13 protein-coding genes are annotated in these 15,265 nt (G+C 45.7%); 8 read left to right on the top strand and 5 right to left on the bottom strand.

Annotated features, from left to right (window positions below; translation table 11 throughout):
- Positions 1-20 precede the first annotated feature (20 nt).
- Positions 21-3,749, bottom strand: coding sequence for a HEAT repeat domain-containing protein (locus PLE7327_RS04620; RefSeq protein WP_041391852.1), 3,729 nt, complete (start codon positions 3,747-3,749; stop codon positions 21-23).
- A 122-nt stretch (positions 3,750-3,871) separates the two neighbouring features.
- Between PLE7327_RS04620 and PLE7327_RS04615 the strand changes: the two genes are divergently transcribed.
- Positions 3,872-4,063, top strand: a complete 192-nt coding sequence (locus PLE7327_RS04615) for a hypothetical protein (protein ID WP_015142702.1) — start codon at positions 3,872-3,874, stop codon at positions 4,061-4,063.
- Between the two features lie 202 nt (positions 4,064-4,265).
- Here PLE7327_RS04615 and PLE7327_RS04610 read toward each other — a convergent pair whose 3' ends face one another.
- From PLE7327_RS04610 to PLE7327_RS04600, 3 genes are all read right to left on the bottom strand, one after another.
- Complete coding sequence (locus PLE7327_RS04610) at positions 4,266-5,168, bottom strand: alpha/beta hydrolase (RefSeq protein ID WP_015142701.1); 903 nt, start codon at positions 5,166-5,168, stop codon at positions 4,266-4,268.
- A 391-nt stretch (positions 5,169-5,559) separates the two neighbouring features.
- On the bottom strand, positions 5,560-7,005 hold the full coding sequence (gatA, locus tag PLE7327_RS04605) for an Asp-tRNA(Asn)/Glu-tRNA(Gln) amidotransferase subunit GatA (RefSeq protein ID WP_015142700.1): 1,446 nt from the start codon (positions 7,003-7,005) through the stop codon (positions 5,560-5,562).
- 107 nt (positions 7,006-7,112) lie between these two features.
- Positions 7,113-8,309 carry a DNA double-strand break repair nuclease NurA gene (locus tag PLE7327_RS04600; RefSeq protein ID WP_015142699.1) on the bottom strand — a complete coding sequence of 399 codons (1,197 nt, stop codon included), beginning with the start codon at positions 8,307-8,309 and terminating at the stop codon, positions 7,113-7,115.
- Between the two features lie 427 nt (positions 8,310-8,736).
- On the opposite strand from PLE7327_RS04600, the gene PLE7327_RS24730 reads away from it, so the two are divergent.
- From PLE7327_RS24730 to PLE7327_RS04575, 6 genes are all read left to right on the top strand, one after another.
- On the top strand, positions 8,737-8,907 hold the full coding sequence (locus tag PLE7327_RS24730; RefSeq protein ID WP_186005367.1) for a hypothetical protein: 171 nt from the start codon (positions 8,737-8,739) through the stop codon (positions 8,905-8,907).
- 3 nt (positions 8,908-8,910) lie between these two features.
- Complete coding sequence (locus tag PLE7327_RS04595) at positions 8,911-9,486, top strand: hypothetical protein (protein WP_015142698.1); 576 nt, start codon at positions 8,911-8,913, stop codon at positions 9,484-9,486.
- Between the two features lie 135 nt (positions 9,487-9,621).
- Positions 9,622-10,584 carry a fatty acid desaturase gene (locus PLE7327_RS04590; protein WP_015142697.1) on the top strand — a complete coding sequence of 321 codons (963 nt, stop codon included), beginning with the start codon at positions 9,622-9,624 and terminating at the stop codon, positions 10,582-10,584.
- 150 nt (positions 10,585-10,734) lie between these two features.
- A complete protein-coding gene (locus tag PLE7327_RS26355; protein ID WP_015142696.1) occupies positions 10,735-11,127 on the top strand; it encodes a DUF4265 domain-containing protein in 393 nt (130 codons plus the stop codon).
- A gap of 436 nt (positions 11,128-11,563) precedes the next feature.
- On the top strand, positions 11,564-12,529 hold the full coding sequence (locus PLE7327_RS04580; RefSeq protein ID WP_015142695.1) for a hypothetical protein: 966 nt from the start codon (positions 11,564-11,566) through the stop codon (positions 12,527-12,529).
- Positions 12,530-12,871: 342 nt separating this feature from the next.
- A complete protein-coding gene (locus PLE7327_RS04575) occupies positions 12,872-13,171 on the top strand; it encodes a DUF5132 domain-containing protein (RefSeq protein WP_015142694.1) in 300 nt (99 codons plus the stop codon).
- Between the two features lie 336 nt (positions 13,172-13,507).
- On the opposite strand, the gene PLE7327_RS04570 is transcribed toward PLE7327_RS04575, so the two are convergent.
- Positions 13,508-14,710, bottom strand: a complete 1,203-nt coding sequence (locus PLE7327_RS04570) for an HhoA/HhoB/HtrA family serine endopeptidase (protein WP_015142693.1) — start codon at positions 14,708-14,710, stop codon at positions 13,508-13,510.
- Between the two features lie 379 nt (positions 14,711-15,089).
- Here PLE7327_RS04570 and PLE7327_RS24725 point away from each other — a divergent pair, with 379 nt between their 5' ends.
- Complete coding sequence (locus PLE7327_RS24725; protein WP_015142692.1) at positions 15,090-15,242, top strand: hypothetical protein; 153 nt, start codon at positions 15,090-15,092, stop codon at positions 15,240-15,242.
- Positions 15,243-15,265: the final 23 nt, after the last annotated feature.

Here is a 15,265-nt window from a genome sequence, read left to right as displayed (position 1 = left end):
ATCGAAATTGACAACTATTTCTACGATATCTCATTAGCACATCTGTCTTGGCTTTGTGCTGCTATCCAATCGGCGATCGCGCGAACTAACTGAGGATCGTTGGGAGAGAATTGTTGGAGCTTAGCAACCGATTGGTCGGTGACGACGCAAATCGATCCTTCAAATTTGCTGAGCATCTCTAAAAAGAGCGGAGAAAATCCTTGCCTTTCCGACTCAGTTCGATTTTCGTCAAAAACCAGCACAAATGTCTTGTCCGGATAATTGCGCCTGAGCATGTTCCAGTAAAGCCTCAGTTTTGCCATCGTGTCCGGTACGCCATACTCAAACTTAGGACAGTTTTGTGCCAGCATGCGATCGTAGATATCCACGAGCGGATTGTCTGGATCGATAAATTGGCTGCTGTCGATGCCAACGAGATGAATGGGCTTACCCAAGTTGGTGTCATCAGCAATCGCTTGCTGCAAGCGAGAGAATAAGTCGATCGCGTTGGCGCTGTCTGCTTGAGGCATCCTGTCGCTTGAGGCAATCTCTCCTGCAAAGTCTAGCGCTAGAGTTTCTGGTGCTTCGTCAATTTCTGGTTGGACGGGTAGGGGGCGAAAATACCAGGCTTGATGGAACTCAGGGTAGGGCAATCGCTGGGCGCAATGCCACATGACTTTGTAGGAAGGCAGATCGGGCGTTGCACTCTTGTAGAGGAAGCCATCTCTGAGGGTCGAGACGACGAGCATCATCTGTCTGTCTTGGAGCAGATGAATTAGGCTATCTGCGATATGTGCGCGGATGGTTTCGTCATCGCTAGATTGAAGCAATCCCAGCAAAACGGAAATCGCCTCTCGATTGCCCGCGCCCACTTTTGCCAAACTCTTAGCCGCTTGTCTGAGGGTATCTTTATCTCGCGCCGACTGAATCAAGCGGATTAACGTTGCGATCGCGGCGGGATTGTGGCTGCCAATTTCGCCTAGGCTTTCTGCGGCGAGACTGCGGACATCTTTATCTCGACTCAATTGAATTAATTTAACTAGCGCTTTAGTTGCCTCAAGATTGCCCGGATCGATTTTTCCTAAGCTATAGGCGGCTTGTCGGCAAGTGAATTCGTCGTAGCTAGTGCGGAGCAGCTCTTGCAGAGCGGCGATCGCTTCGGCATTAGCTGGATCGATTTTACCCAAGCTTTCTGCGGCTTCTCGACGGATGGATTCGTCATCCGCATACTGCATCAATCTCACTAAAGCCGCGAAGGCTACTGGATGGTTGGGGTGAATTTTTTCTAGACTATCGATGGCTTCTTTATGCAACAAGCCTTGTTGTGGCGATTTGATAATTTTGACGAGCGCGTCGATTGCCTCTTGATTGCCGATGGCGATTTTGCCGAGACTGCTGACGGCGAGCCAACGCATGTAAACATCGTCCGAGGTTTCGAGCAGTTGTACCAGGGCAGCAATTGCCTCAAGATTGCCCGGATCGATTTCTCCCAAGCTGTAGACGGCTTGTTGGCGAACCTCTCTTTGTTGCGCCGACTGCAACAGTTGAACGAGAACGGCGATCGCAGTTGGGTTGCCCGGATCGATTTTTTCTAGGGTTTCTGCTGCCTGACGGCGTACTCCTTCATCCTCGTTGGTGCGAATGAGTTGGACTAACGTCGCGATCGCCGTTTGATTGCCGCGACCGATGATAGCCAGACACTCAAATGCCCTCCGTTGAGTCGCGCTGGGGGTGGCAGTGCGGAGCAAGTTAATTAAAGTTGCGATCGCTTTTTGGTTGCCTGCGCCAATTTTTTCTAAGCGATCGAAGGCAATTTGCTGAATCTCTTCGGGAGTATTGGGGTCGAGCAATTGGGCTAAAGTTGCGATCGCTTTTTGATTGCCAGGTTCTATTTTCCCCAAACATTCTGCGGCTTGCCAGCGGATGAATACTAATTTCGTCGTATCGAGAATTTGTTGGAGCGCCGCGATCGCCTCTACATTGTCCTTGCCTATTTGTTCTAAACTTTTGAAGGCAAGGTTTTGAACTTGCTCGTTGTCTGTCGTTTCAATTAATTTTACCAGCAGCGCGATCGCTTTTCTGGGGTCGGTTGCGGCTAGCGCGGCTCTAGCTGCGGCAGCGAAGGGATGATTTAGTGCCCTTGGCAACCGAGACTGGCGATCGAGTTCTGCAAATCCCCACTCGACGAGCTGCGCGACAATTTTATCGGCTTGGCTGCATTTGCCAAACTCTGACAATCCTGCTGTCGCTAGAAAATAGGCTCGTTTGCCATAAAAGTTTTCACAACCGCAGCCGTCGTCAAACTCGATTAAGGCTTTAATAAAGTCTTCTTTAGCCTGTTTCGCGATATCTTCGCGTCCCAGCCACAATAAAATCGTTGGTTTCCAATGGGGATCGAAGATGCGATAGCCATCGTGGGGAGAATCTAGGGGGTTTTCTTTTTCTAGTTTGTCTTTTAAAAAGAAGTGCCAATCTTCTATTGTGCGGGCGGCAAAATATTCTTGAAAAGTCGGATCGAAAAATGCATAGTATTTCTCCTGTGGATTTTCTGTGAAAACTCCTACCGATTGCAGCCACCCCAATCGAATTGCCAGCCGCAACAATGGCGTATCTTCTCCGAGAGTTTCGGCAACGAGGCGGTGAGAAATGTTGTAAGGAAAGGATTTGGCTTGTTGCATCGACAGCAGGGCTAGCTTGCCCAAGGCGGCATTTAACTCTTGCTGCTGAGCTGCATTAGTTGGAGTCGCTTCGGCTTTCCACTGATAAAATTCTGGAATGAGTTTCTGGTACAGTTGCGATCGCGTATCGGGCAAGTCTTGCGGTTGCCTCTGCCATAGGCGACACAACAAAGCCAAACGCAAAGGATTCTTAATGATTTGGCGAATCTGTACTTTTTCGGGTCGATTCAGGACTTGAAATAATTTTTCTCCTAAGTCTTCGCCTTGTACTTTTTTATCGTTAGCCAAATGGTCGGGATTAAACCATTTGACAATAAATTCTCTCACCTGTTCTGGATAGGTTAGCTCTAGGGTTTGATAGGTATCGAATGCAGAGAGTAAATTTTTATTGTCTTCCCAAATATGGGTACGGCAGGTTAAAACGATCCGTACCTTATCCGTCCAGCTGCGAATTTGTTGAGCGACTGTCAATAGTCTAAGCAATCGTTCGTCTACGCCATCAATTAACAGCCACACCCGACCGCTATCGAGTAATTCCTCAAAGGCTTCTTGCCATTCTATCGGTGGCAGATCCGGACTATTGGCGGCTTGAGGCAGCCATTTTTGTCGCAAATATTGATCGAAAAGATTCGTCCCAAGCTGCGATGAAGTAATCCAAATGGGAACATCTTCTGTTTTCTCCAATACCCAACTGGCGATTTTTTGCAGGAAGAAAGTTTTTCCCGTGCCGGACTCGCCGACGATTGCGATCCGGCAACCTTGGCTAGGGCTTTTTCTCTGTTGCAGAATCCGAGTTAAAAACTGTTCTTGTGGAAAAGTTCTCGCGATTTGTTCTTCCTGGGAAGGATAAGAGAGTTCTTCTGGGTCTGATAAAATTTGGCTACCGTGGTGTTGACGCTGCTCGACCAATTCCAGTGATATGTTAAGGTTATCTTCTTCTGCGCGCTCTAAACCGTCGGGTTGGGTTGTTAGAGGATTGGTTGGGAGAGAGCGATCGAGCATAACACGGCAAACTTTATGCCAGTCGATTGCGGATTTTTTCCGAGAAAAAGATTCTTTTGCCTTTGTTGATAAGCACTTTTCAGACTTCATGTAAGCTTTTCTCAAACCGATTGCATAAGTGCCATGGCAGTTTTCTCTGCATTCGAGAAGACCTGCAATCTTAATGTACCCAAATACAATGGAATTGTATCGTAGGTCTCGAAGGTGAAATAATGGTTGATTGTGCCAAGGATTGCATTAATGGATGTATTTTGGGCGACCGGTGTCCTAACAAGGAATACGCAGCAGAAGCCTCTAAGTTTATTAACGAGACTTCTTTGGACAAAATGCTGGAAATGGCAGAAGCGGCTCGTTTGAAAAAACTAACGGAGCCTCCTAAATGGGTCATGCCCGACGACTTGTAAAAGCTCTATCTATAGGTATATAGATATATCATTATTTATGTCGTAATATATGTGTCCCTGCTATCATTTGTCGGGCGATTTCTTTTTCATGTCATCATGTTATCTCACCCCAAAGTTAGCCAGGAACTGAAGTTCCTGACTAATAGCTAAAGTCCTCTCAAGAGAACTAAGCAAAGAGGAGATATTAGATGTAGAATTAGAATCAGCCTTTGGCTAGCTGAAGCTGAGTGCGACGCACTCCTTGATAAAACTCGCTTACGGCGCGAAGATATTCTTCTTCGCTGACGGCAGCAACATTATTGTGTCCCGCATGGGGAACGAGTAAAAGCTGTTTGGGAACGCTAGCAGCCTCATATAAGTTTTGACCCATTTGAGCAGGAACGGTGCGATCCCTCGCGCCGTGAATCAGCAGTAACGGCACCCGCAATAATTTTAGTTTGCTCAGGGAGTCAAAGCGTTGACTCAGGAGCCATTTGACAGGAAAAAGTTTAAAAACTCCTTGACGGGCAAGCTGTTCGCCCATGGAAGTAAAGGTATTCTCTACAATTAAACCAGCTGCTTGAGGTCGTCGCACGGCTAAATCGATCGCGATCGCTCCTCCTAACGAATGTCCGTAGATAAAGATGTCGCGAGGGTTAATTTGCCGCTGCCGTACCAGATAATCCCAAGCCGCTTGAGCGTCTCGATACACTTCTGCTTCTGTAGGAAATTTACCTTTGCTGCGACCGTATCCTCGATAGTCAATCAGCAGTACGGAAAATCCTAATTGGTGAAAGCGTCGGGCATGTCCGAGATTAGCGCTAATATTGCCTCCATTTCCATGTAAATACAGAAGAACATCTGCTTTAGGGTTGAGAGAAGGTATCCACCATCCATGAAGGCGTTCTACCTTTCCCTTCCAAGTCAACACGGGCATCCACACCTCTTCAAAGGCTAAACCAAAGTCGCCAGGAGAGTTTTTGATAATGGCTGAGGGGAAAAAAATGAGTCGATTTTGCCACAGCGTCAAAGCAATGCAAAAGAGAAAGTAGACGATCGCACCTACACTGACAACGCCTAATAACAGTTGCATCCAAGGAGAGTGAACAATTTGCCACGACTGCATAATCACTTTCGTCTAAATTGGTTAAAAACAGTCTACTCTTTTCAGGAGTCAGAAGCTTCGAGCTTTGAGTTCCTCCATTTTTCCGATCCTATCTTTACGTAATCTTAACGACAAAATGTAGTGTTTTTGGCAAAGTTAGGCGATCGCAGTAAAAAAACGGGGGGACTGGGAGACGGGGACTGGAGAACAAGAGAGACAATTCATCCAAAATCTGCGTCTGGGGCAGTCGCCGCGCGCCGCTGGAATTGACGAAGTGCGCCGTCTCACGGCGGAGTACCTCGCACTTTCAGCGGAACGGCAGCCAAAATCTAAAATCCTTTCATCACATCATCACATGAATGATGATAGCTAATCCCCAATCTTTTTATCCACAATCGATCGCTAATAACCGTTAAAGTGGTGTTTTTCTGGTGTGCCAATCGGTGGATTGCTCGTAAGCATAGGCAACTTGAAAGAGCAAATCTTCTCGCAGAACATTAGCGATTAACTGCATGCCAATCGGCAATCCCTGTGCGTCGAATCCACAAGGCACGCTTATTCCCGGCAAACCTGCCAAATTCACCGGAATGGTCATCAAGTCCAATAAATACATGCTCAGGGGATCTTCTGTTTTTTCTCCAGCTTTGAAAGCAGTCGTTGGCGAGGTGGGGCAAATTAACACGTCTACTCGTTCAAAAGCCGTCTCAAAGTCTTGTTTAATCAGAGTGCGAACTTTTTGCGCTTTCAGATAATAGGCATCGTAGTATCCCGCAGAGAGTGCATAAGTTCCCAACATAATCCGTCGCTTAACTTCTTTCCCAAAACCAATAGCGCGGGTTTTCGTATACATTGATAGCAGCGTATCGCTATTTTCTCGAATGCCATATCTGACCGCATCGTAACGCGCTAGATTTGCCGAAGCTTCTGAGGGAGCAATGATATAGTAAGCAGAAACGCCGTAGCGGAATCGAGGACAGGAAACCTCAACAATCTCCGCTCCTAGTGTTTTGAGTTGTTCTATTGCGTTGTTGACCGTCTCTGCAACAGTCGGATCCAATCCTTCTCCAAAAGTTTCTTGAATCACCCCGATTTTTAAGCCAGACAAGTCTGGTTTGAGGAATTGAGTATAGTTAGGGATTTCTACCTTGAGGCTAGTAGAATCTTTGGGATCGTACCCCGCGATCGCGCCGAGTAAAATTGCGGCATCTTCTACGGTTCTAGCAAAAGGACCGATTTGATCCAACGAAGACGCAAAAGCAACTAACCCAAAGCGCGAAACCAATCCGTAAGTGGGTTTCAATCCTACGACCCCGCACAGAGAAGCGGGTTGACGAATCGATCCTCCGGTATCCGAACCCAAGGCTACGACGCATTCTTCGGCGGCTACGGCTGCGGCAGAACCGCCGGAAGATCCCCCTGGAACCCGCTCTAGATCCCACGGGTTGGCTGTTCTATAATAGGCGGAGTTTTCGGTGGAACCTCCCATAGCAAATTCATCGAGATTGGTTTTTCCCACCATAACTGCCCCGGCATCTTTTAATTTTTGAGTGACAGTAGACTCATAGGGAGGAATAAAATTCTCTAAGATCCGCGAGGCGCAAGTTGTGGGAATTCCTTGGGTACATATGTTGTCTTTGATGCCGACAGGAATTCCTTCGAGCATTCCGATTTCTTCTCCTGCCGCAATTTTAGCATCCACTTTCTTGGCGGTTTCTAGGGCTTGCTCGGCTGTAACTCTCAAAAAACTGTGTAATTTGGGTTCTAGTACTTCAATGCGTTCTAGGACTTCAGTTGTAATTTCTGTTGCCGAGCGTTCTTTTTTGACTAATTGTTGATGTAATTCGCGGATGGATGCCATGAGCGTATCGTTGAAACGTCAATAGGAAATCGTAGAAAAAGACTACGCCTATGTCACTGTAGCAAACAGCGGCAGGTTTTCGAGAAAATTTAACTTAATCAAGGATGTCACGCAATACTGCCTCGCTTGCGAGTTTCCTTATAAGAGACTCCTACATTCTTCATTCCCGCCCGAATCATCTGTTGTTCGAGTAAAGCAAAAAAACGGGCGCGATCGCCGCCTCTAACCACTGCCTGATTGTGTGCCTCTGCTAGGGAAATCGGATAGCCATATCCCTTGCTCACCTGCGCTAGCATAATCCCCAGCGATCGCTCGAACAGTTCCGAGTCTTCTGCAACCCAGGCAGGAACTTCAATGCGAGCAATTTCCGTTCCGACATTGACATAGCAAAAATACACCTTCAGCGAGTCGCCATACAAATCCAGAATTCTCAAGGAACTGCGCCACAGGGGACCTCGCTGTCCGGGTTCTAGTATATATGCCCACAGGGTCGCATCCCGCAGGGGATCGATGATTTGACAAGGCGTGCGATCTTCTTCGAGATCGGTACAGTTGGCGAGGCAGTTAGGACTCTCGTGAGGACAAGCTTGCAGGCGCAGAAAGTTAACGGCTTCGGTACTGCGAGAGGCACTCAGATAGCCCATTAAGGGAATTTTCGTTTCTCGCAACTGTTCCCATGCTTCCAGGATAGGTAATAAAATGCGATCGCGCGCCTCCAAGGGCAGCCCGTCTAAGAACCAGTAAATCAAAGACCCGTCAACTAAAGCGAGGTTGGGATCGGAATGCGCCCCCGGCGGTTTTACCCAGCGACAAGCAATTTCTGCTAGCATTTGCGTCTCTAAAACCGCACGCCGATATCCCATCCATTCCTCGGTACGAATTCCCCATTGTTTGGAGACGTAAAGGTCTTCTGGTTTGTAGTACACTTCGGGGATGCTATCGATTAGCGGATGCAAGTTTTGCCCGTAGTGCAGCATGACCCGACCGACATTGATTAAATAGCAATAGGCGATTTCGTGATGAGAGGGGGCTATTTGCGAACCATCGGTAGCAAAGACGCTGTAACGGTCGGGGGGAGGGGTAATGGTAATGCGAGTGTCAAAAGGTTCGACGGGGATGGCGACGGAGAAAATCAAGCGATCGCGCCATTTTTGGTGCAGTTCGATTAATTCCTCTTGTTTTGTCTGCGTTTCTAGTAATAATGCCTGGGCGCGTTCCAATCGTTGGCGACTTGCAGCGACTTCTTTTTTAAAGTGTTGGCTAATTCCAGGAATTTGTCCGGCAAGTTTGGCGAGATCGAGCATTTGATGCACTGCTATAACAGGCTCAGTCTATAACCTTAACACAATCTCAAGCGGTTGCCAGCAAAAAAAGAGTCAATCCGCGACTCTTAACCCAGTTTAGCGCTGGTTTTGAATAGACTATTTGATTTCTGACGGCGAGGAGATCCAGCCGCCAAAATAAGCCCCTAACCCAAAAACTGCTAAATCCTTAAAGACTGGGCGATATTAAATGAAAAAATCGGGCTTGAAAAATTAAAAGTTCTAGATGTTGAAAACCCTAGTATAAAGTTTGCAGATGTACCGATCTATCCTAGATTAATATATTCATCCCGATATTTATATCAGCAATCCTTCGGCTCTAATGCGCTGGCTTGGTTGGCGTTTTTTGTAGATTCAGTACTATAAAAATTTATCTTCTAACCAAGCAAAAATTAGTTCCAAAAAACGATTGGATCGACCCAGCGATCGCCAAATTGAAGCATTTCTTTGGAAAATTGCTAACACCTTAGAAAGTTTAGAGAAAACCGGACGCACAACAGCTTATTCTCTGTTAAGAATGAGAGTGATTGACGGTTTAAATGTACCTCAACTCAAACGAATTTTGAGAGCGCAAGGTTAGCCAATGACCGGAGTAGAAGTAAGAAAAATCATTAAGGAAGGGTTCGCTCAATTGCGAAAAACTTGCGAAATCATGCCAGATTGTCCTCAAAATGATAAGCAGGATTCCAAAAATGGAATTCCCAGGGATGCTAAGACTTATTGTCAGTCTCTGTTATCCAACTTTTTGAAAGAAGAAGATGTTTTCACAACTATCGATTGTTTATTGCTTCAGGCTAACAAAGAGACGCGGCTAGATTTCTGGCTCAATGAAATAGACTATTTTCTCGATGTAGAATTTGACAATTCTGCCTTAATTGATGAAAGAAAATTAGAAAAAATTGCCAAAACGATTAATGACAATATCGATAGCTATCTTGCTGATAAAAAAGAACGAATTGATAAAATGCTGGCTTGTTGTGCTAACGAGCAAGATATAGAGAATCTCTTAGTTAAGATGGCGAATGAAGAACTAGGCAGTGAAGAGCTAAAAAGCTTAGAAATTAAAGAAAAAATTAAGATTGAAATAGAGCATCTTATCGGGGAAAAAAGAGAGTATATGCTCGGATCGCATTGCCATGCGATCTTGAATTGCGGTTGAGCGCTAAATCTATCAAATGCGATCGCGACGCATTAGGCGATTAAGTCTATCGAAAGTTATTGTTAATGGTACTATGGATACTGTTTTTGACCATAAAATTCAATGGTCTACTATTAAACCGATTAAAGAAGGGTTATGACCGCCGATGCTCGCTGGCACGTTGAAAGACGCAAAAAAATTCTGGAAGAACATCCTCAAATAAAACAGTATTTTGGTAACTATCCTTGGTCGATCGCTGCGATCGCAATTCTCGTCGCCCTTCAATGGTTTGTCGCGTGGCTGGTCAGCGACTTATCTTGGTGGATGGTAGGTTTTGTCTCTTTTTTTGTCGGGCAGTTTATCCTACATTCGCTGACGACCTTCATTCATGAAGCTGCCCACAATCTCATCCTCAAAGGCAGGGTTGGTTCCGTTATTACTTTGCTCTTAATCGAACTGGGAACGCTTTCCTTCGGCTATTCACTGAAATACGTTTCCAGGCACAATTTTTCTCATCATAAGCATTTAAATGATTATATCAAAGATTACGAGTGGTGGGATAAAAAACGGGCTGACTTCTTGAGCGATCGGGTTTCTTGGCGAGCAGTCGAAGCCTTCTTGCATCTCTTTCCCGGCGGTTCAGTTTTCACCGACCTCATCGTTTCTAGCATGGTTTCATCCGATAGCGATCGCCAAATCAAGGGAGCGAAGAAGTCAAAATCTGTCGCTGTATTATTAATCGCAACTACTCTCATTCTCTATGCCTTAGCGTGGGGGCTGATTGGGTGGAAAGCTTCGCTGTATTTCTTTTGGACTGTATCCATTATGGTTGGGTATTGGGGAATAACATTTAGCGGACAATCAATTAGCGAACACAACATTTACCACCAAGGCAAGACCTATTCCACTTATCATTGGAGCAATATCCTATTTTTCAACACGGGATACCACGACGAGCACCATACCTTTCCCGAGGTGCCGTGGGTACATCTTCCCAAGATTAAGCAAATTGCTCCAGAATATTTTACCAACGATAGCCCCTACTCCTATTTCCAGTGGTGGTGGCAATGGGCAAGATCGGTTTTCGCTCCCGTTCGTTACCATCGCTACTCGCCTTAAGCTGCGCTGGCGGTATGATTGCGAGTAGAAATCTTTGTCCGCTTGATTGAATTTAGCCGTGACTCGTCAAAAGGTTTTTTTTGAAAAATGGTATTATAAGTAAAAATTCCACTTTTTGTTAATAATAGAGATGAGGATTGCGAACTAGAATTGAGTGGTATTTCGAGCGGCGAGAATTTATACGAGATAGTAGACATTTTTGGGGATTTATTAAACTCTTGTCCCGCTCCTTTTGAAATTGCTTTGCACGATATTGTAGAAGCCCTACCAAACGAAAACGGAGAACTTTACATCACTCGAATAGTTAAGAGATCGGGATATAAAGTACTTCGATTAATGTCTATAGCGTCCTCTACTTGTTATACTAACCTTTATCAAGGAGAACTAGCGAAGCAATTCTGCAAGAAACTAATAGAACTAGGTTGTTTGTCTTTAATCTCAATGGCATCTTTTTGGATTGTTCACATACCATCTTATGTCGATCCGCAAACCGTTCTGAACTACATCAAAGATGCACAAATACCATTAGCTGTAGTAGAATAGGACTTCTAGTTCTAACAAAGCATTGATACGAAAGTGCGATCGTATTTATAGAGGTTTTCACCTCCCTAGCCCCCCATTCTGGGGAGAAAACCCTTTAAAGTCCCCCGTGAGATGAACAGCGAAGCAACGCTTGGTTTCCTCCTTTCCAAGGAAGGCGGAAAGGGAATCTAACAGGGATAATGGGGGCAGAACCTATGCTTTACTCAACTGAAAATTGCTATTTTTGGCTGCTAGTCCAGAATCACAAGACAAATTAATGCAAAAACTTCTCGAATGGCTGACAGGTGCTTAGATATCGAGAACAGTGAAACCAGAAAATTTGATTGAGTTTTGTGTAAATAGCAACCAAATTACTAGCAAAACCATCTAAGATCAAATTAGAGTTAAGTAAAGTTTAATAAAACGTTAACCCAGTACATCACCGAGGTATTAGTCAATGGAAGATGTAGAAACATCCCGCTCAAAAGGTGGGTTTGAAGTTCTGCACGCTGTTGCCAACCGTGTCCGCCTCCGTGCTGTAGACGCAAAGGCTAAAGCAGAATTAAATAATGTAGCGCAACATCTACGACAGCAAAACGGAGTTCGATCTGTCAGTGCGAACGAACAAATAGGAAGTTTGAGCGTTACATTTGAACCGAACAAACAATCATTATCACAACTCAAGGAAGTCCTTCAACCCTTTCGTGTTTCTCAAGCGCAAACAGGGTCAGAGAACTTTCCCGATGAAGCTTTATCGCAAGCTTTTACGGGATTGCGATCGCTCGTTCCTCCTGTCGTCGGACTGATGACGACGAGGAGATTGGGAATGTATGGCTGGCAAGCAATTGCTACCTATTTAATCGCCACAAACTTGACTCGCGAGGCGATCGAAGGCTTCGATCTCCAATTGCCTGCCAAAGATCGGGAAAAGTCCTCTAGCGCCTACAAAATCATCCATCAGATTCCCGGACGCATTCGCTTGCACATTCCTCGCATCGCTTGGGATCGCAACTACGTTGCTCAACTCGATCGCATAGCCGCAGCAGACAAGAGAATTAAAAGCCTGCGCGTTAATCCCGCTACTGCCACGGTAGTCATCGACTACCGTGCCGATACCTCCTTCGATGCATCCGCATTCCTGTCTCAGATTCGGTTTGCTCGCCGGCAAAATCCTACGGCGTCGGTAGAAGAAAAGTCAGACGATCGCTCCTTCGAGCATAGCAAGATTGATGAGTCTCCTGAGTCGATCCCGACCCCAGAAGCAACTGAAGCAATCGCATCAACAGCATCAATCTCAGAACCCCCCAAGGCAGCAACGTTAGAAACGACAAGTCCTTGGTCGCAGTTTAAGTTTAGTGCGCTGGCGCTAATGCTGCAATCGATGGCAAATATGCCTCTCAAACCAGCTTTAGTGTTTATTTAAATCGTTTTGAAAATAAAAAAGGGGGTGAGATGGTTTAATAGCAACGAACTCAACGACTCCGCTGCCTTAGCTGATGCAGACGTGTCCGTATCCTTACGACGGTGTTGATGGCGGGGTTTTGTCGAGGCGATCGCCATTGCCCATTATGCCAAACCAATCGTCTACCCAAATGCGGGAATTGTCGCGGTTCACAACCTTTCTGGATTAGCGATCGCCACTACCGTAAGACTCAACCCAATGACAGCAACTTCGATCGACAATGATAGATCGAGCGCGATCGCGGGAGTGAATGGTCTCCGCGCAGCGTTTAACCGTCACTAAGAAATCAATTGGAGGTGTATTATGGCTTTTTTGAAACTCGATGTCGGCGATCTCGTAGAAGACTTCGGTCTTCCCGGTCTCGTTATTGGTGCTGGTGTATTACTTCTTGCCCCAATTGCCGGGCCTGCTTGGACAAAGGTAGGCAAACCGATCGCTAAAACAGCGATCAAAGGGGGAATTGTTGCCTATGAAAAAAGCAAAGGTGTTTTCTCAGAAGTACGAGAAGCTTTTGAAGACATCGTTGCCGAAAGTCAAGCCGAACTTGCTGAAGCAGCCGAGCAAAAGACGATAACAGTCAAAGCTCATTCGGAAGCTGGTTAATTCCAGTCCGCTAGGAACTGAAGTTCCTGGCTTATAGCTAAAGTCCACTTAGGTGGACTTTGGCTATTAACCCAGAAATTGATTTCTGGGCGTTTTAGTGCTTAAGGTGCAATATTTGCGTCTGTCGTTTCTCCCTAGAGTAACTAATCAAATTCATCTATGGATTGGCGGATTGAGGTTTGGCTCTGGTTGACTGACAAATCTTTGTCCCCTCATCCCTAAATCCCTTCTCCCACAAGGGGTGAAGGGACTTTAGTCCAAAGTCTTAAGTGGAAAGCCCCTCTCCCGCTCTGGGAGAGGGGTTGGGGTGAGGGCGATTTGAGTTTTGTCAGTCAACTAGGGTTTGGCTAGCGGTGGCAGCGGTTCGGGTCGTACTGTTACTTGCACGGTCTGCCCGTTGCGCAATACTTCAATTGGCAAGTTGTTACCTACGCCATTCTGCTCGAGAGTCCGTATAAGCTCGTCAGCATTAGCCACGGGACGATTGCCGACCGATTGGATGACATCTCCTGCTCGTAGTCCAGCTCTAGCGGCTGGAGAATTAGGAACGACGCGGGCAATCAGAAGACCTCTATCCGCCTCGATACGGATATCGCTGTTGGGCGCGCTGTTGATTTGTTGTTTTAGTTCGGGTGTTATGGGTAACATCTCTATTCCTAAATAAGGATGTTCCGCTTTCCCCGTCGAGATTATCTCTTGGGCTATTCTTTGAGCGGTGTTGATTGGAATAGCGAAGCCGATCCCTTGTGCGCCGCCAACAATCGCCGTGTTGATGCCAATGACTTGTCCGCGAGCATTGAGCAATGGTCCGCCGGAGTTTCCAGGATTAATAGCAGCATCGGTTTGAATAAAGCCAATCCGTCCGTCGGAAATCCCTAGAGCGCTAGCAGAGCGTTCTGTTGCACTGACAACGCCGACTGTGACGGTTTCTTGCAAACCCAAAGGATTGCCGATCGCGATCGCCCACTGTCCCGGTCGTACAGAATCGGAATTAGCTAATTCCACTACTGGCAGATTATCACCAGGAATTTGCACGACGGCAATATCGGTTACGGGGTCTTTTCCCAGCACTTTGCCATCAACCGTGCGACCGTCGGAAAACGTTACCGTTACTGTATCGGCATCGCTAACAACATGAGCATTCGTGAGAATCTGACCCTGGGAATTAATGATAAAGCCAGACCCAATACCGCGCACTACTCTCTCTTGAGTCTGCGTGGGGAATCTGTCTCCAAAAAATCGCCTGAAGAAGGGATCGTTAAATTCTTCCGGCAGCGACGGGACTTGAGTTCTGACAGTTCGGGAAGTATTAATTTGAACCACCGCAGGTTGTACTTTTTCGACAACTGCAACCACAAAGTTGGTATCGTCAGCCGTTGGTGTTAGGGATCGATCGCTTTGATTTTCTGGCTGCTCGACTGTTGGAGAGGGAGCGATCGCCGGACGATTTTCTCTTCCCCAATCTATCGTGCAACCGCTCAAACTTCCTACTGCGATGCTAAGCAAAGGTAGCAGCAGGTAAGTTATTGGTTTGTTCATAATCTTTTTGTTAACGCCAATATATATTAATTTCTTCTTCTTTAAATAATTATAACTATTTAGCCAATTTTTTATCTCTCTTGAGAAATCTTTTTTAATCTTGCGATGCATCCAGAGTTAATAAAAATAAATGCGACAAAGATCTTCATAAAAATAGGCGATCGCTCAAAAACAAGATATTTTTACCCATAAGAATTTTCTTTTTTCTACTTTTGAGAAACTTTCAATCCATTCTTTAGATAGAGGCTAGATCGAAGTTTATGATATAAGTTAGTCGCTAGAAATAGAGGGAGCGAAGAAAAAATGATTGATGATAGCGAGCTGACTGGTGTTTCTAGCCGATCGACCTATCGAGATTAAAGGATGAAAAATAAGAATTATGAAACGAAAATTGGTAAAAATCTTAATCTGTCTGGCTGCATCTACAGCAGCTCTAACAATTGGAGCTGGCTGCGAATTTCCAGAAAGAGAAGATGAAGAAGACGATCGCTACAGTATCGTCTTAGAGATTACCAAAGTTTTAGTATTTTGATGCCTAAATTTTCAAGAATTTAT

The organism is Pleurocapsa sp. PCC 7327 (assembly GCF_000317025.1).
GTDB lineage: Bacteria > Cyanobacteriota > Cyanobacteriia > Cyanobacteriales > Microcystaceae > Hydrococcus.
This window is presented reverse-complemented; position numbering and strand designations above follow the sequence as displayed.